This window comes from Paenibacillus silagei, from assembly GCF_017874735.1.
Lineage (GTDB): Bacteria > Bacillota > Bacilli > Paenibacillales > Paenibacillaceae > Paenibacillus_AQ > Paenibacillus_AQ silagei.
Genome location: NZ_JAGGLV010000007.1, coordinates 147,128 through 163,832 on the forward strand (window position 1 = coordinate 147,128; position 16,705 = coordinate 163,832).

At 53.2% G+C, this 16,705-nt stretch carries 17 protein-coding genes; 11 read left to right on the forward strand and 6 right to left on the reverse strand.

The features are described from left to right. Positions 1 to 50: 50 nt before the first annotated feature. Together J2Z70_RS12670 and J2Z70_RS12675 are read right to left on the reverse strand one after the other, a co-directional pair. Positions 51 to 725, reverse strand: coding sequence for an S-layer homology domain-containing protein (locus J2Z70_RS12670; protein WP_209873282.1), 675 nt, complete (start codon positions 723 to 725; stop codon positions 51 to 53). Between the two features lie 114 nt (positions 726 to 839). Beyond that, positions 840 to 1,415 (reverse strand): hypothetical protein, encoded by a 576-nt coding sequence (locus J2Z70_RS12675; RefSeq protein WP_209873284.1) that lies wholly within the window; start codon positions 1,413 to 1,415, stop codon positions 840 to 842. 288 nt (positions 1,416 to 1,703) lie between these two features. Between J2Z70_RS12675 and fur the strand changes: the two genes are divergently transcribed. Then, positions 1,704 to 2,177 (forward strand): ferric iron uptake transcriptional regulator, encoded by a 474-nt coding sequence (gene fur / locus J2Z70_RS12680; protein ID WP_036729146.1) that lies wholly within the window; start codon positions 1,704 to 1,706, stop codon positions 2,175 to 2,177. A 182-nt stretch (positions 2,178 to 2,359) separates the two neighbouring features. Here the strand turns inward: fur and J2Z70_RS12685 are convergent, their stop codons facing one another. Beyond that, positions 2,360 to 3,040, reverse strand: coding sequence for a TIGR00266 family protein (locus J2Z70_RS12685; RefSeq protein ID WP_036729143.1), 681 nt, complete (start codon positions 3,038 to 3,040; stop codon positions 2,360 to 2,362). 240 nt (positions 3,041 to 3,280) lie between these two features. Here J2Z70_RS12685 and J2Z70_RS12690 point away from each other — a divergent pair, with 240 nt between their 5' ends. After that, a complete protein-coding gene (locus tag J2Z70_RS12690) occupies positions 3,281 to 3,496 on the forward strand; it encodes a hypothetical protein (protein ID WP_036729140.1) in 216 nt (71 codons plus the stop codon). Positions 3,497 to 3,499: 3 nt separating this feature from the next. On the opposite strand, the gene J2Z70_RS12695 is transcribed toward J2Z70_RS12690, so the two are convergent. Further along, entirely contained in the window at positions 3,500 to 4,318 is an 819-nt protein-coding gene (locus J2Z70_RS12695) for a helix-turn-helix domain-containing protein (RefSeq protein ID WP_209873287.1), read from the reverse strand. Between the two features lie 312 nt (positions 4,319 to 4,630). On the opposite strand from J2Z70_RS12695, the gene J2Z70_RS12700 reads away from it, so the two are divergent. The 5 genes from J2Z70_RS12700 to J2Z70_RS12720 are packed head-to-tail and all read left to right on the forward strand — an operon-like array spanning position 4,631 to position 9,591. Continuing rightward, positions 4,631 to 5,398 (forward strand): sugar phosphate isomerase/epimerase family protein, encoded by a 768-nt coding sequence (locus tag J2Z70_RS12700; RefSeq protein ID WP_209873290.1) that lies wholly within the window; start codon positions 4,631 to 4,633, stop codon positions 5,396 to 5,398. After that, a complete protein-coding gene (locus tag J2Z70_RS12705) occupies positions 5,391 to 6,488 on the forward strand; it encodes a Gfo/Idh/MocA family protein (protein WP_036729132.1) in 1,098 nt (365 codons plus the stop codon). The genes J2Z70_RS12700 and J2Z70_RS12705 overlap by 8 nt, the downstream gene beginning before the upstream one ends. 48 nt (positions 6,489 to 6,536) lie before the next feature. Beyond that, entirely contained in the window at positions 6,537 to 7,607 is a 1,071-nt protein-coding gene (locus J2Z70_RS12710; RefSeq protein WP_209873293.1) for a Gfo/Idh/MocA family protein, read from the forward strand. Positions 7,608 to 7,647: 40 nt separating this feature from the next. Further along, positions 7,648 to 8,616 (forward strand): sugar phosphate isomerase/epimerase family protein, encoded by a 969-nt coding sequence (locus tag J2Z70_RS12715; protein WP_036729128.1) that lies wholly within the window; start codon positions 7,648 to 7,650, stop codon positions 8,614 to 8,616. Between the two features lie 3 nt (positions 8,617 to 8,619). Beyond that, positions 8,620 to 9,591, forward strand: coding sequence for a phosphotransferase family protein (locus J2Z70_RS12720; RefSeq protein WP_209873295.1), 972 nt, complete (start codon positions 8,620 to 8,622; stop codon positions 9,589 to 9,591). Positions 9,592 to 9,673: 82 nt separating this feature from the next. On the opposite strand, the gene fabV is transcribed toward J2Z70_RS12720, so the two are convergent. Further along, entirely contained in the window at positions 9,674 to 10,867 is a 1,194-nt protein-coding gene (gene fabV, locus J2Z70_RS12725) for an enoyl-ACP reductase FabV (RefSeq protein WP_209873299.1), read from the reverse strand. Positions 10,868 to 11,025: 158 nt separating this feature from the next. Between fabV and J2Z70_RS12730 the strand changes: the two genes are divergently transcribed. From J2Z70_RS12730 to abnB, 3 genes are all read left to right on the forward strand, one after another. Continuing rightward, the gene (locus J2Z70_RS12730) at positions 11,026 to 11,547 is read left to right on the forward strand and encodes an HXXEE domain-containing protein (protein ID WP_209873302.1); all 522 of its coding nucleotides are present in this window, start codon (positions 11,026 to 11,028) and stop codon (positions 11,545 to 11,547) included. Between the two features lie 126 nt (positions 11,548 to 11,673). Further along, a complete protein-coding gene (locus J2Z70_RS12735) occupies positions 11,674 to 12,744 on the forward strand; it encodes an ABC transporter ATP-binding protein (protein ID WP_209873305.1) in 1,071 nt (356 codons plus the stop codon). Between the two features lie 169 nt (positions 12,745 to 12,913). Beyond that, positions 12,914 to 14,347: an arabinan endo-1,5-alpha-L-arabinosidase AbnB gene (gene abnB, locus J2Z70_RS12740; RefSeq protein ID WP_209873308.1), complete on the forward strand. Its 1,434-nt coding sequence runs from the start codon at positions 12,914 to 12,916 to the stop codon at positions 14,345 to 14,347. Between the two features lie 116 nt (positions 14,348 to 14,463). Here the strand turns inward: abnB and fabF are convergent, their stop codons facing one another. Continuing rightward, positions 14,464 to 15,702, reverse strand: a complete 1,239-nt coding sequence (fabF, locus tag J2Z70_RS12745; protein WP_209873312.1) for a beta-ketoacyl-ACP synthase II — start codon at positions 15,700 to 15,702, stop codon at positions 14,464 to 14,466. Positions 15,703 to 15,834: 132 nt separating this feature from the next. Here fabF and J2Z70_RS12750 point away from each other — a divergent pair, with 132 nt between their 5' ends. After that, positions 15,835 to 16,677, forward strand: coding sequence for a helix-turn-helix transcriptional regulator (locus tag J2Z70_RS12750; protein WP_209873315.1), 843 nt, complete (start codon positions 15,835 to 15,837; stop codon positions 16,675 to 16,677). Positions 16,678 to 16,705 lie beyond the last annotated feature (28 nt).

A 16,705-nucleotide genomic window follows, 5' to 3' on the forward strand; every position in this document is an offset into this window, starting at 1 on the left:
CTATTATGTCTCATACGCGGGGGAGCGGTATGAATGAATCCAACTTTCCTTTACTTCTGTGTGCCGCCATCGCTAACGGACTTCAAGTAGTCCAGCGTGTTATACAGCATTACTGCTGCTTCAGCGCGGGTAATGGTGCTCTTCGGATTGAACTTGCCGCTGGCATCGAGGGCAGTGATCTTGTATTTCAGCGCCCGCTGAATGCTGCCCTGATAGGAAGGGTCCAGCGCGTCTGCATCTGTAAGTTCAACTGGGACAAGATTGATCATCGGCAGGTTACCGGCCTTTTCCACAGCTTGAACCAGCATACTGGTATACAGCTCTTTGGTAATCGGCTTGGCCGGATCGATATTGGCCGGGATATTCACACCATTATAATGGGCATTGATGAAGGCTTCGGCGTACCAGGCATTGTCTTTTACTTTGGAGAACAGCGCACTTGCCTGTGGTGCCTTATTGAAATCAATCGCTGCCAGGCTAAGCTGGAGACCGCCGGAGATAAACTGTATCCCTTGCGCTGTAGTTACTGTGGATGCCGGAAGAAATTGGGTGTCGGAGATGCCTTTGATCAGGCCCTGCTCCTTCAGAGAGTTGATCTTATCCTTACCGGTCACCTGGCCGATATCCTTGAAGCTGCTGCCAGCTGCGAAAATTTGTCCGCCAAGAGAGAAGGAAAGGAGGGTTACTGCTGTAATAGCTGCGATCGTGTTTTTTTTCATACTCATCTGAATTCCACCTCTATTATAGGGTTGGGCCGTTTGGCCTGTATCAACTCCTCTAACGTAATGAGATCAGAAAAGGTTGCAAGCGAATGAATCCCGTTCTACAGGTTCGGCCAGCTACATCATTTCCTGAAACAGCAGATTGCGGTAGGGGTACCGGCTGAATCGGGTCTTGAACAGCAGGGCTATTCCGCTTTCTTCAATCGTTACGGATTTCAGTGACGTTGTTCTCACATGGCTGCGGACCATCGCCCTTACCGCCCGGTTGTCCTTACGCCGGATGGCGGCAGCCATCGCTTCCGCGAAGCTCCGGTTAACCGCAAGCTCGCGGTACAACGGAATGATGGAACGCGCTATGCAGCGGTGGGCGTCTGTATTGAAGGTGAACTGGGCGGTTCCCGGCGGAATCGTCGTTCCGTTAGTATAGAAGGCAACAGGCAGCGGGAAAGGGAAAGAGATGAAATAACCGATCCCGTTCGTTCCGTAATTCTCCGCATCCGCAAGTGCGGGGATACTGTGGAGCAAGCTGCCCATCAGGTCCAGGTCGGCAGTGACAATCGCGGTTGTCCATTGCCTGGCATAACTGTGGTTTCCGGCAATTTTCCGGTAGAACGGCAGCATGGCCGCAGCTACGCTGCGCAGTACACGGGCTGTTACAAGCCGCTGTGTCTGCTTAGGTTGTACTTTCGCCATCCGGATCATCCTCACTTTTTTACAGATTCGTTTCTATATAAGCACCTATAGGTTTTATGTGATCTTGATATAGAGTATGGGGATAGCGGGCACTTCGGAATGGGCGGACCCGGTTTCGGCAGAAATATTATCTATGCGTGGAGCGGCAGAGGGGGGGCTATTACGGGCAAGTGGTGTTATACTGGTGTCAGGACTTTTCTTTGACGGGCAAGTTTGTTATGCTTATATCGTAACGATTACTAATTATTCTGCGGGAATTGTTCTGCTTCCGGAAAGGTGGGAACCCGGGTGAACCGAGTGGCAAATATCAGCCAGCAGTTTGCGGCTCATAATTATAAGCTTACACCACAGCGTGAGGCGATAGTGAGGGTGCTGCTGGATAATGAGAAGGATCATCTAAGCGTGGAAGAGGTATATATGCTGGTCAAGCGCAGTTACCCGCATTTGGGGCTGGCGACCGTCTACCGTACCTTGGAGCTGCTGTGTGAACTTCATATTGTGCAAAAAATGAATTTCGGCGACGGCGTCGCCCGTTATGATCTGCGCGACGACGATCATGTGCATATGCATCATCACCTGATCTGCAATGTATGCGGTAAGCTGGAAGAGATCAAGGATGATTGGCTGGTGGAGCTGGAGGCGCGGGTAGCCCGTGAATATGGCTTCAGTGTGACTGATCACCGTCTCGATTTCAAAGGCACCTATAATAGCTGTCAAAAGAACGGCTGCAAGGGCGACAAGGACTGCCGCGCCGTCTCATAAGCACAACTGCAACGCACAGAAGGCGCAGGGCTGAAGTTCAGCCTGCGCCTTCTTGCTAATATAAGAAGTTATAGGTTTTACTCTATAACTTATCCTTCTATTTCTTGCTGAAACGGTGCCGTCCCTAAAAGGACGGCAAAGCCGTTTCCACTGGTGTATATGGAATCTGCGAATTGCCGCTGCTAGGAACGGTTCGGAACGAAGGACTTGATCCAGGTTCCGAAGCTGCCGGGATTGCGGGTCTGAACCAGGATCACCCCTTCGCCGCGGAACCGGCAGACCAGGGCCTCGCCGCTGGTTAAGCTGTTAAGCCAGCCGGAGGCTGCTTTTTCCACCTTGTAATCCATATAGTCCGGCCAAGCTACAAGGTGTCCGTTATCGATGATCATCTCTTCGCCCGGTCCGAGGTTAATGGCGTGAATCGCTCCGAAGGAGGAGAGGAAGACGGTGCCCCTGCCGCTGATTTCCAGAATGAAGAAGCCTTCGCCGGAGAACAGGCCGCGGGTCAGATTCTGCATCTTGGTATTGACCTGAATGCCTTGGGTTCCCGCCAGGAAGCCGTCCTTCTGTACGATCAGCTTGTACGACCCGTCCAGCTCAATGGCCTGTACATCCCCGATAGAACCGGGTGAGAGCAGCACCTCACTCTGTCCGCGCGTGGCGGTCAGCTCCTGGAAGAAGAATTTCTCCCCGCTCAGCATGCGGCCCAGGCCGCGCATAATTCCGCCGTCCACGGTGCCCCGCAGCTCCACATTCGGTGACATGGCGACCATCGCACCCATCTCCGCCTTAACGCTCTCGCCCGGCTCCAGCAGGACCTTAAGCATGGCGAAGGCGCCGTCATACAGCACATCATATTTCATAATAGTGTTCCTCCTCATTCTTCCGGTTGTATTCCTATGATCACAGGTATGTAGCTTGCTCCTCAAGGATACTGTAACAGGCTGTTCTACTGCAAGCCGCGCTTTAGGCAACAAGGAGCTAACATGCGGTAAGAGATGATTATAGTGAAGAGTACCGGGCAGCGATTAAGATATTGTGTTAAAATTGAACAGACAGTGCAGCCGCACTGAATATACGATTGACAAGGAGTGTCGCCGCTTATGGCACGGACAAGAACGCAGAAGGCGCTGCTTAAGGCAGAGCGCTCAGGCACATGGTGTGCAGAAAGAAACCGCAGACTCAATCAGGATTACGGGGCCATCTCCCAGCATGTCAGAGTTACACCCGGCAAACGCCAGCAACTGAATAAGGTCAAACACAAGGAGCGGATCTTCCATGATGGCGCTCCTTTTGCATGCCTGGGAGCAGCGGGGTAATACTTATACCTGTGCCCTGCTGTGAATACGGTACTCCTTGGGCGACATGCCGAACCGGCTGCGGAAAATCCGGTGGAAATAGGTATAGTTCGCAAAACCGCAGGTCTCGGAGACATGCTCCAGCGGCATGGGGCTGAACGTAATCTTTTCCCGGGCCATATCCAGCCGTACATCATTTACATATTTGACAATCGTGGTGCCGAAGGCTTCCTTGAACAGATGAACCGCCCGGGAGACCGAGATATCTACATGTGCGGCCACATCCTCCAGCCGGAAGCTGTAAGAGGCATGTTCTTCCACGTACTGCTTCATCCGGTAAGCCAGATAAGCCTTCGGTGAGATCGCGGGCTGATCAATCATCAGCCGGTCAATCTCCATACATAGAATCTGCAGATAACAAGCAGAGATATCCGGAGAGGAGTCCGACAAGCGGCGCTGTTCCAGCACAAGCTGGCGGAAGAGGCCGAGAATATGATCACTCATCGGCAGGCGGAGTACCGCCGGACGCTGCTTGCGTCCCCACCATTCTTCAATCCACGGGCCGCTGCAAAAGATATGATAGTCACCGCTCTCGATCCTCGGCTTGCCGACGGGATAGACTTCCTTGTCGATACTCAAGTAGTAGGGGTCATTCGGTGCGAACAGCATGAGATCACCGCTCTCAACGGTCGTAATGGCTCCGTTCTCCCTGGTGCGGCTGCGCCCTTCAGTCTGGAGCCGCAGCAGATAATACTGTACACCCTCGCTGCGTGACATATGAAATGGTTTGCGGTGGAAGGAGAATCCGGCGGATAGAATGTGGCAAGCGGCAGATGTTGTCATGTGTCCCTCCTAGTCTAATAAATGATAAGCAGATTGTTCATGTTTTAATCATATTATTCATTTTATTATATACGCTTTCATATTACCATGTAGCTAAGCAAAAAACATATAAATGATGTGGAGAAGGCCGTATTGCGGCGCTAATCGCTACATTTACAAACTCTGGAAGCAGTGGATGAAACCATGAGAACGCTGCGTTCTCCAATGTTTACAGCCCGTTTGTTCAGGTGATGCGCTTCAGGGAAGGTAACCGGGAGTGCGGCGGCAGCAAGAACAGGATAACTCCGGATCATATAAGGAGTGGGAATAACAATGCTTAAGGTTGGACTGCAGCTGTACACGCTGAGAGAAGAACTGGAACAGGATTTCGAGGGAACTATACGTAAGGTAGCCGAGCTGGGCTACAGCGGTGTGGAGTTCTTCCACTATTTCGGCCGTACGGCCGGGCAGGTGAAGGCGTTGCTTGAAGAGACAGGGCTTGTTGCTGTCGGAGCACACCGTCCGTACGATGCGATGCTGAATGATACGGAGCAGGAGATCACCTTCAATCTGGAGATCGGCAACCGCAATCTGATCGTGCCTTATCTGACAGAAGAACAACGGAACTGGCCGGAGGTAGCCGCGGGTCTGCGGACCATCGGCGAGAAATGCAAGGCTGCCGGTGCTGTTCTGTCTTATCATAATCATGATTTTGAATTCACGGAGAAGGTTGACGGCCAGCCGGCCTTTGATTATCTGTTCGAAGCGGTGCCTGCTGAGCAGCTTCAAGTGGAGATGGATACATGCTGGGTGTATTACGGCGGATATGATCCGGCAGAATATATCCGTAAGTATGCAGGCCGCCTGCCGATCATCCACCTCAAGGATCTGAAGAAGAAAGAAGACGGCTCACCGGAGACTGTAGTACTCGGCGAAGGTGAAGTGGATCTGGCTGCGATCATTGAAGCAGCAGCTAAGGCTGGTGTGGAATGGGCAGTGGTCGAGCAGGACTTCTGCAGCCGCTCGCCGCTTGGTAGTGTCGCTGACAGCTTGAACTGGATCAAAACATATGAGAATCAAGGAGGAAGTATTCATGTCTAACAAACTCAAAATTGCTATTATCGGTTGCGGTGGTATCGCAAACGGCAAACATATGCCAAGCCTTGCCCGTCAGGAGGATGCCGAAATGGTCGCATTCTGTGATATCGTGGAAGAACGTGCCCAGGAGGCTGCCAAGACTTACGGCTCGGAAGGCGCTGCCGTATTTACCGATTTCCGTGAGCTGCTGGCAACGGGCGGATTCGATATCGTGCATGTCTGCACGCCGAATGACAGCCATTCCGAGATTACGGTTGCTGCGCTGGAAGCCGGCAATCATGTATTGTGTGAGAAGCCGATGGCCAAGACCACTGCACAGGCTAAGGAAATGCTGGATGCTGCCAAGCGTACTGGCAAGAAATTGTCCATCGCCTATCAGAACCGTTTCCGCGCAGACAGCGAATATCTGAAGGGGCTGTGTGAAGAAGGGGAACTCGGCGATATCTATTACGGTAAGGCAATTGCGCTTCGCCGCCGCGCGGTTCCAACCTGGGGCGTGTTCCTGGATGAAGAGAAGCAGGGCGGAGGACCGCTGATTGATATCGGTACCCATGCGCTGGATCTGACACTCTGGCTGATGAATAACTATAAGCCGCGTATGGTAGTAGGCTCCACTTTCCATAAGCTGGGCCAGAAGAAGAACGCGGCGAATGCCTTCGGTCCGTGGGACCCTGAGCAATTCAAGGTTGAAGATTCCGCCTTCGGCTTCATTACAATGGAGAACGGTGCTACAATTGTACTTGAATCCAGCTGGGCGCTGAACGTATCTGAATTCGGTGAAGCCAAGACCATGCTTGCCGGAACGGAAGGCGGTGCGGATATGAAGGACGGGCTGCGTCTGAATGGCGAACGTGCCGGCCGCCTGTATGAGACCAAGGTGGACCTGTCCTCCGGTGGTGTCGCCTTCTACAGCGGAGCTGCAGAGAATGAAGCAGACCGTGAAGCCCGTCTATGGCTGGAAGCCGTAAGAGAAGACAAGGACCCGGTGGTTCTGCCGGAGCAGGCCTTCGTAGTTACCCAGATTCTTGAAGCAGTGTATGAATCAGCACGTACCGGACGCGCCGTATATTTCGACGGAAGTTCTGACAACTAAGAGCCTCTTCCGGTTCACGCGACTATTAGACAAACAGGAGTGGAATCCATGAGTTCAATCAAACATACTGTAGCCATCGTTGGTTACGGCGGAATGGGAAGCTACCATACCCAATTAATCAAAGAGAGTGACCGGGTGGTAGTGACCGGAGCCTTCGATCTGCTGGCAGAGCGGCGCACCTTGGCTGAGGAAGCAGGCTACACCGCGTATTCCAGCTATGAAGAATTGCTGGCAGATCCGGCTGTGGACATTGTTCTGATTGCTACACCGAATGATGTACACAAGGACATTGCCCTTCAGGCTTTTCAGGCGGGCAAGCATGTAGTCTGTGAGAAGCCGGTGGCCATGTCCTCGGCTGAATTCATCGAGATGCAGGCTGCTGCGGAGGCGGCCGGACGGGTGCTGATGGTGCACCAGAACAGACGCTGGGATGAGGACTTCCGCGTAATCAGGGAGATGTATGAGCGGGGGACGATTGGATCACTCTTTCAGATTGAATCCCGGGTGCATGGTGCCAACGGAATTCCCGGCGACTGGCGTCATGTGAAGGAGCAAGGCGGCGGGATGCTGCTGGACTGGGGCGTGCATCTGCTGGATCAGCTGTTGTTCATGATTGACAGCAAGGTGAGCAGTGTCAGCAGCAGTCTGAGCTTTATCCTCGGCAATAACGTGGATGACGGATTCGATGCGGTGCTGCAGTTCGAGAACGGCATCAGAGCCATCGTCGAGGTAGGGACGACCAATTTCATCACGATGCCAAGATGGTATGTGAAGGGCACCGGGGGAACCGCTATTATTGAAGACTGGTCGCTGAGAGGCAGAATTGTAGCCCCTAACCACGAATCGGAAAAGATTGAACCCACACCTATCCGCGCAGGTGTCGGTTTGACCAAGACGATGGCCCCGCCTTCAGAAGGCTCGACCGTCCTTGAAGATCTGCCTGCGGCATTAGAGATGACCTCCAGCTTCTATGATAATCTGGCCGCTGTCATCGAAGGCACGGCGGAGCCGATTGTCAAGAATGCTGAGGTGCTTCGTGTGCTAAGACTGATTGAGGCGATCTTTGAAGCAGCAGAGCGTAACGAGACGGTTAAGAATTTCGATATCTACGGAGCTTAAGCAGGCTTCAATACAACCTTAGGAGAGGTGGAATCTGCAAATGAAACTTGGAGTATTTATGGTGTTGTTCGGCGGCCGCAAGCTGGAGGATGCACTGGATTATGTGGTCTCCAAAGGACTAAAGGCTGTTGAGATCGGTACCGGAGGGTACCCTGGAAACAGCCACTGCAATCCCAAAGAGCTGCTGGAGAATGAAGCGGCCCTTCAGGAATTCAAGCACGCGATTGAATCCCGTGGCTTGATCATCAGCGCGCTAAGCTGCCACGGCAACCCGCTGCACCCGCAGAAGGAGCTGGCAGACAAGGATCACGAAGTATTTGTAGACACCGTGAAGCTTGCACAGAAGCTGGGCGTCAAGGTTGTGAATACCTTCTCCGGCTGTCCGGGCGATCATGAAGGCGCGAAATATCCGAACTGGCCGGTTGCCCCATGGCCGAATGATTACCAGGAGATTCTGGCCTGGCAGTGGGAGAACAAGGTCATTCCTTATTGGACAGAGCAGGCGGCCTTCGCCACTGCACATGATGTGAAGATTGGTCTTGAGCTGCACGGAGGCTTCTCGGTACACACTCCGGCTACCCTGCTGAGATTAAGAGAAGCTGCCGGGGATGCCATAGGGGCGAACCTTGACCCGAGCCATATGTGGTGGCAGGGAATTGATCCGGTACAGGCCATTCATATTCTCGGCCGTGAAGGTGCAATTCATCACTTCCACGCGAAGGATACCGTTATTGATCCGGTGAACGTCAACAAGCATGGCCTGACGGACATGCAGTCCTATACGAATATGCTGGACCGCGCCTGGCAGTTCCGTTCCGTAGGCTACGGACACGATGTCAAGGTCTGGGCAGATATGATGAGCGCACTGCGTCTGGTAGGCTACGACTTTGTAGTCAGCATTGAGCATGAAGACGGCCTGATGTCCATTGAAGAGGGCTTCTCCAAAGCGGTTGACAATCTCAAGCAGGTGCTGATCGAAGAGCCGCTGTCTGAGATGTGGTGGGTCTAACCGGTGGAGAGCTTCACTAAAGTCCAATTGAACGACTGGCAGCTTAGTCTCTTGACTGCCGCAGCCTTTGGGACAGATGTGCAGATCGCCAGCAGCAGGGAGTTGACTGCCGGATTCTTCAATACGGCTTATGACCTGGAGCTTAGCGACGGCCGCTCCGTCATTCTTAAGGTGGCTCCGGACCCGGAGACAGAGACTCTTAGCTACGAGAAGGATATCATGCGTGCTGAGGTGGAGGCTCTCCGGCTGGTACGTGCTGCTGGCGGTGTGCCTGTGCCGGAAGTGTACAGCTATGACGACAGTCTGCAGCTGGTTCCGTGTCCGTATTTTTTCATGGAGAAGATTGAAGGGCAGCCGTATAACGAGGTGAAGGAGAGTCTCACCGAGGAACAGCGGTATTCCATTGAATACGAGCTGGGTCAGTATCAGCGGAGAATCAATGCGATTGAAGGGCCAGCCTTTGGGCTGTTCGGCAAAGAGTCTGACGGGAGCGGGCTCACCTGGAGGGAGACCTTCCGGTCTATGCTGCTGAACCTGCTTCAGGATGCGGTCAGACTGGGTGCACGATTACCCGCAGAACAGCAGGAAATAGAACAGGTGCTGGAGCTGTATCTGCCTGCTCTGGATGAAGTGACGCAGCCGCGCCTGGTGCACTGGGATCTGTGGAACGGCAACATCTTTGTAAGGGATGGGGTAATCGTATCCATCATTGACTGGGAGCGGGCGATGTGGGGCGATGTGCTGCTGGAGTATTATTTCCGGCATTTCGAGAGCTCGGCAGCGTTCTATGAAGGGTATGGGTCGGCTTTTGCCAGCCGGAATGAAGGGCTGCGTAAGCAGCTATATGACCTGTATCTGGACCTTATCATGCTTATAGAATGTTATTCGCGCCAGTACAAGGATGAGAATCATGTGAACTGGGCGCATGACAATCTCGCTGAGTCCTGGAAGCGGTTCTCGGCTCTGGTACTATAGGATACACAAGAGGCCGGATCTCTTCTGAGATTCCGGCCTCTTGAGATTGTGTACAACAGACCAGATGAATGTCAGTCAGCAATCAGTAGCTGCTGTTCCAGATGGCAACAACCGGGCTGATGTCAGCTTCATAGTCAACGCCGCCGGATTCGAAGCCGAACAGCTGGAAGAACTCGCGTCTGTAACCGGCCAGATCGGAATATTCGTAGACGTTCTCCGTGCTTAGCATGGGCCAGATCCGGTCCACTTCCGTCTGCACAGCGTGGCTCATCTCATGGTCATCTATCCGGATACGCCCTTGTGCATCTACCGGAGTCCCTTCAGGGTTGTACAGGAAACCGGTATACAGCCGGTAGGCTTGCTCAATACAGCCTTCGTGCACTCCCTGTTCCTTCATGACCTTGTAGAGGACTGAAATGTATAGCGGGACTACAGGAAGCGCCGAGCTGGATTGGGTCACCAGACCCTTACTGACTGCCACATAGGCGCGGCCGCCAGTTCGTGATAATTCTGCATTCAGCTGTAAGGCCGTAGCTTCCAGATGGTCTTTAGCCCGGCCGATGGTCCCGTCGCGGTAGACAGCCTGTGTAAGCTCTGGACCTACATAGGAAAAGGCGAGAGTGACCGCATCTGCTGCCAGAACCCCGGAATCCCGGAGCGCTTCAATCCATAGCTGCCAGTCTTCTCCGCCCATCACATGAACGGTAGCATCGATTTCAGCTTCGGTGGCCGGTTCAATCTGTACGGTGCTTAGTTCTCCGGTATGGAAATTAACGGTTGTATTGGTATAAGGGCTGCCGATCGGCTTCAACACAGATTGATAAACTTCTCCGGTCTGCGGGTCTGTTCTGCGCGCCGAGGCTACACTGTAGATGACCAGATCAACCTGTCCAAGCTCACTGCGGATCAATTTGATGGTCCGTTCTTTTGTCTCAGCGGTAAAAGCGTCCCCGCACACGCTATAAGAGCGCAGGCCCGCCGTGTGGGCCATCTCCTCAAACGCTGCGGAATTATACCAGCCTGCGGAAGCGGTCCGTGTCTCGCTGGCTGTACTCGGTCTATAGACACCTACAGTGGCTGCTCCAGCACCGAAGGCTGCTGCAATTCTAGCGCCAAGCCCATAACCAGTTGAAGCGCCGATAACGAGCACATTGCGGGGACCTGTAAACCTTTTTTGATTCAGTACATAGGTCACTTGCTCCTGTACCTGCTGCGCACAGCCTGCCGGATGGGCAGTCGTGCAGATGAACCCGCGGGTTCTTGGTTTTATGATCATTTTAGTGTTACCTCGCTTTCCTTGGTGGTCCTAGGATATAATTTACTTTATCGAGTGTTATCCCCGCAAGCAGGACAGTGACAGCAGAGAACATACCGGATGACAACCTTCACGGCAAAGGGACGGATGTTATGATGTTGAACTGGCTTCAAATACATATGGACGTAATAAGCTTGCTGTGGCTGCTGCCTGTAGTCTTTATGTTTCATGATTTTGAAGAGATTCTTACAGTGGAGTCTTGGGGGAACAAACATGGACCGGCTGTTACCGCATCGCTTTCCCCCTCATTGCGGAAGCGTATGGCACCTATGATGGGCATGACTACGAGGAATTTTGCCATGGATGTGCTCTTCGTGTATATTCTGATAGTAGGGGTAACCTTTGTTGCGGTATTTTTAGAGTTCTACTGGCTCTACTTAGCTGTTCTCGCTGCGCTGCTGCTGCATGTCTTCACACATTTGGCACAAAGTATGGTTCTGAAGCTGTATACCCCAGGTGTTGTGACAGCATTGCTTGTGATATTTCCGTATTCCTTGTATGCTTTTTACCGTCTGCTTCATGAGGGTGTTGTCAGTGAAGCTGACATAGGCTGGTCGCTGCTGCTCATGTTGATTCTAACACCGCCGCTCGTATGGGGATTGATGAAGAAGCGGACAAGGCATAAGCATAGCGAAGAATGATGATTTTTGACGGTGACGTTTTCAGAAAAATCTTGACGTAAGCCCCTAAAGGTAGATAAAATAATAGTATTGCGTGTTTTTTGGAATCACTATCATAACTTGAAAAGAAACAGAGAGGGTGACAGGATGGAGCGCCTTTTAGAGGTAAAAGACCTGGCTATATCATTCAGAACACGCGGAGGAGAAGTTCAAGCAATCCGTGGTGTCAGCTTTCATGTAAATAAAGGGGAGACACTGGCGATTGTTGGCGAATCCGGTTCCGGTAAGAGCGTAACCTCGCAAGCCGTCATGAAGCTGGTTCCTCAGCCTGCGGGCGAATATAAGCGTGGACAGATTCTGTTCGATGGACAAGATCTGATCGGCAAGAGTGAGAAGCAGATGCAAAAAATCCGCGGCAAAGAAATCGGAATGATCTTCCAAGATCCGATGACTTCACTCAACCCGATGATGAAGGTTGGCCGGCAGATTACGGAAGTGCTGTTCAAGCACGAGAATATCACAAAGGAAGCTGCCTACAAACGTGGCGTTGAATTGCTTAATCTGGTAGGTATTCCGTCACCGGAACGCCGTTTCCAGCAGTATCCGCATGAATTCAGCGGCGGGATGCGCCAACGTGTTGTAATCGCTATGGCACTGGCGGCTAACCCTAAGCTCCTGATTGCCGATGAGCCGACAACCGCGCTTGACGTAACGATTCAGGCACAGATCCTTGATCTGATGAAGGACCTGCAAAAGAAGATTGATACAGCGATCATTTTCATCACCCATGACCTTGGGGTTGTGGCAAGAATGGCTGACCGTGTAGCTGTAATGTATGCCGGACAGATCGTTGAAATGGGAACCGCAGAAGAGATCTTCTACGATCCAAGACATCCGTACACTTGGGGCCTGCTGGCTTCCATGCCAAGTCTGGAGAGCAAAGGCTCGATGCTTACAGCGATCCCGGGCACACCTCCCGACTTGATCAAGCCGCCTAAGGGGGATGCTTTCGCCTTGCGCAGCACGTATGCAATGGCGATTGACATGGAGAAGGAACCGCCAATGTACAAGGTATCGGACTCCCATCTTGTGAAGACCTGGCTGATGCATCCGATGGCACCAGCGGTGGAGCCGCCGGATGTCGTGAAGAAGCAGCGCCGCGTGTTGAGTAATGCCTATCCAGAGCCGGTACTTGTCGGCAACAGCAGCGAATACTAAGTTTGATTAGATCAGCGTCAGGCCGTAATAGGCCTGGCGTTTTGTTGTTATATGGGGGATTATATTTCACATAAACATGAAATAAAACTAACTAATATAAACAAAAGTATTGACTAAATCTCATTTGCGCAGCAAAATGTAAGGGTATACATAGGGAGGTTATGATGAGATGAGAAAAAGATCCTTAACGGCGTTGATATCCTTATCCCTACTGTCAGCATGCAGTGGAGGGAATCCGGAGGGGCCGCCGGAGTTCGGGAATGTATCTGTACACGATCCCTCTGTGATTAAGGTGGAGGATACGTATTACGTGTTCGGTTCGCATCTGGCCTCGGCCAAATCCAAGGACCTGATGTCGTGGACGCAGATTTCTTCCGGCGTGACGGACGATAATGTGCTGATACCGAATGTAACGGAGGAGCTTAGCGAGACGCTTAGCTGGGCCCAGTCGGATACGCTGTGGGCACCGGATGTCATTCAGTTGGCAGACGGCAAGTTCTACATGTATTACGATGCCTGCAAGGGAGATTCCCCGCTGTCGGCGCTGGGTATTGCCGTAGCCGATGAGATTGAAGGTCCTTACAAGAATAAAGGCATTATTCTGAAGTCGGGAATGTCCGGCATCGGGGATGATGGAGAGGTGTACGATGCCACGGAGAAGCCGAATGTGGTGGACCCTGATGTGTTTTTTGATAAAGACGGCAAGCTGTGGATGGTCTACGGCTCCTACTCGGGCGGCATCTTCATCCTGGAGCTGGACCCGGCTACGGGCTTCCCGCTGGAGGGCCAGGGCTACGGCAAGAAGCTGCTCGGAGGGAATCATGCGCGGATTGAAGGGCCGTATATGCTATACAGCCCGGAGACCGATTATTACTATCTGTTCCTCTCCTACGGAGGGCTTGATGCGAATGGCGGCTATAATATCCGTGTAGCGCGTTCCAAGCATCCGGCTGGCCCGTTCGAGGACTCGGAAGGTAAGGCTATGCTGGATGCGCAGGGGACGCCTGGAGTGCTGTTCGATGATCCGGCCTACGCACCTTACGGCGTGAAGCTGATGGGGAATTATCAATTTGTGAATACAGCTGAAGAAGCCGCCGGATCAGGTACAGGCTATGTCTCCCCTGGACATAATTCGGCGTACTATGATGAGACAAGCGGGCAGTATTATCTGATCTTCCACACCCGGTTCCCGGGTCTTGGGGAGCAGCATGAGGTTCGGGTTCACCAGATGTTCATGAATGAAGCAGGCTGGCCTGTTGTCGCACCCCATCGTTACGGAGGCGAGAAGATAGGCAAGTACACTGCCAAGGATGTGACGGGTGCTTACATGCTGGTGAACCACGGCAAGGAGATTACGGCTGAGCTGGCGGAGTCGCAGTTGGTAGAGCTGAACTCAGACGGTACGATAAGCGGGGCAGTAACAGGCACATGGTCCTTGAGCAAGGATCATATGGCGAAGCTGACGATAGAGGGTTCGGAGTACAGCGGGGTGTTCCTGCGGGAGTGGAATGAAGCGGCCTCAAGCGAGGTAATGACCTTCACGGCACTTTCCGCGGAAGGCGTTGCAGTCTGGGGAAGCCATATGTCACCGGAGAAAAAGTAAGCTGATCCCGTGAACAGTCAAGTCACAGCCGGCATCATACCCTTAACCATGACAAAGAGCGGATCTCCCTTAGAATGGGCGATCCGCTCTTTGCTGTACATAGGAATTAGCTCCGATTACGCTTCATACTTGCGCAGAACGATTACAGCGTTGTGGCCGCCGAAGCCAAAGGAATTGGAGATCCCGATCTTCAGCTCCGCTTGGCGGGCTACGTTAGGGACATAATCCAGGTCGCAGTACTCATCCGGCTGCTCCAGATTAATCGTCGGCGGGATGAGCCCTTCTTGCAGGCTTTTGAGCAGGGCAATAGCTTCCAGACCGCCGGCTGCGCCGAGGGCATGTCCGGTCATCGATTTGTTCGCCGTGACGGGAATCCGGTAGGCCTGCTCTCCGAACAGCTTCTTGATCGCCAGGGTCTCCGAACGGTCTCCGACGATTGTGCTGGTCGCGTGCGCGCTGATGACATCTACTTCCCCAGGTGTAATTCCGGCCTCGCTGAGTGCCAGCTTCATTGCCTGATAGGCTCCTATCCCCTCAGGATGGGTGGCTACCATATGATAAGCGTCCGAGCTGGCGCCATATCCGGTAACCTCGCCATAGATGACGGCATTTCTGCGCAGGGCATGGGAAAGGGATTCGAGGATCACAATAGCTCCGCCCTCCGCAATAACAAATCCGTCCCTGTTCCGGTCAAAAGGCCGGCTGGCCCCCTGCGGCACCCCGTTCCGGGTAGACAAAGCAGTCGCATTCCCGAAGCTGGCCAGGGCAATCTCGGTCACCGCCGCTTCCGCCCCTCCGGCGATGATTACATCGGCCCCGCCGTAACGGATCAGGCGGAAGGCTTCGCCAATGGCCGTATTCCCGATGGAACAGGCAGTCACCGGCGAGAGTGTAGGCCCCTGCGCCCCCAGCTTGATGCTGATCATGGCTGCCGCCATATTGGAGATCAGCATCGGGATCAGGGTAGGGCTTACCCGCTCCGGTCCCCGGGAACGCAGCAGTTCGCCCTGGTCCATCAATGTCTGGATACCGCCTACGCCGGAGCCTACATAGACGCCCAGCCGTTCCCGGTCCAGCTCCTCCAGCCGGAGACCGGAATGCGTCCAGGCTTCCTCTGCGGCAGCAAGCGCGAACTGGCTGAACCGGTCCATCCGCCGGGCCTCCTTGCGGCCGAATCTGGCATCCGGGTCGAAGGCCTGTACCGAGCCGGCAATCTTGGTTTTGAAGTGAGTGGTATCAAAAGAATCAATCGGCGTAATCCCCGATTCTCCTGCCGTAAGGCGGCTCCAGAACTGGTCCACGGTATTGCCAAGCGGGGAGATGACACCCATTCCTGTAATCACGACACGTTCCATCTGCTATTCCTCCTGTTAATCTGAATAAGCTTATTTTTTCATGTTGCTTATCCTATTACAAGTTGTAGATTATACTAGTATAATTACTACTACACTAACAGACAGACGAACTGTAAGGCAGGAGGAAGCATGATGTCCAATCAGAATAGGCTTCAAGCATTATCAGAATTCCTGAAAGCAAGACGCGCGGCCATCACCCCGGCAGCGGCGGGCCTCCCGGAGGGCACCCGCAGGCGGACGCCCGGGCTCCGGCGCGAGGAAGTGGCGCAGCTCTCGGGAGTAAGCAGCACCTGGTATACCTGGCTGGAGCAAGGGCGGGATATTAAAGTATCTCCATCCGTTCTTGATTGTATTGCCGCAGCATTGCAGCTGACGAAGGATGAGCGGAGTTACTTGTTCGCTCTGGCGCTGGAGAACGGGCCGGGAGTCGCAGACTATACCCAAGAGGAGCCTTCGGTGATTCATCCGTCCCTGCAGAAGATTTTGCAGGAGCTGAAGACCTGCCCGACAATCATCTCGGACCGGCACTGCGGTATTGTCGGCTGGAATGAGGCGGCGGCGCATGTGTTTCTTGATTTCGCCAAGCTGGCTCCGCAGCAGCGTAATATGATCTCACTGCTGTTCGAGCGCAAGGAGTTCAGGCGGCTGGCGGTGAATTGGGAGCAGTTCGTCCGGGGATACTTATCGATCTTCCGCGCCTACTACGGGCAATACCTGGAGGACCGCTGGTACGATGAATTCATTGCGGAGATGAAGGAGCGGCATCCGGACTTCAATCATTTATGGGAAGAGAGCCGGGTCAGCTCCGCGCCGGATGTTGTACTGGAATTCCGGCATGCCAAAGCCGGCAAAATGCTGTTCCATCTAACCTCCCTACAAGTACAAGGTGCAGCGGATCTGCGCTGTAGCATTTACACGCCAGCCGATGACTCTGGTACAGAAGCCAAGCTGAAGCAGCTCATGGAACCTAAGTAATACAGGTGATAGAATTTTCTTATTGATT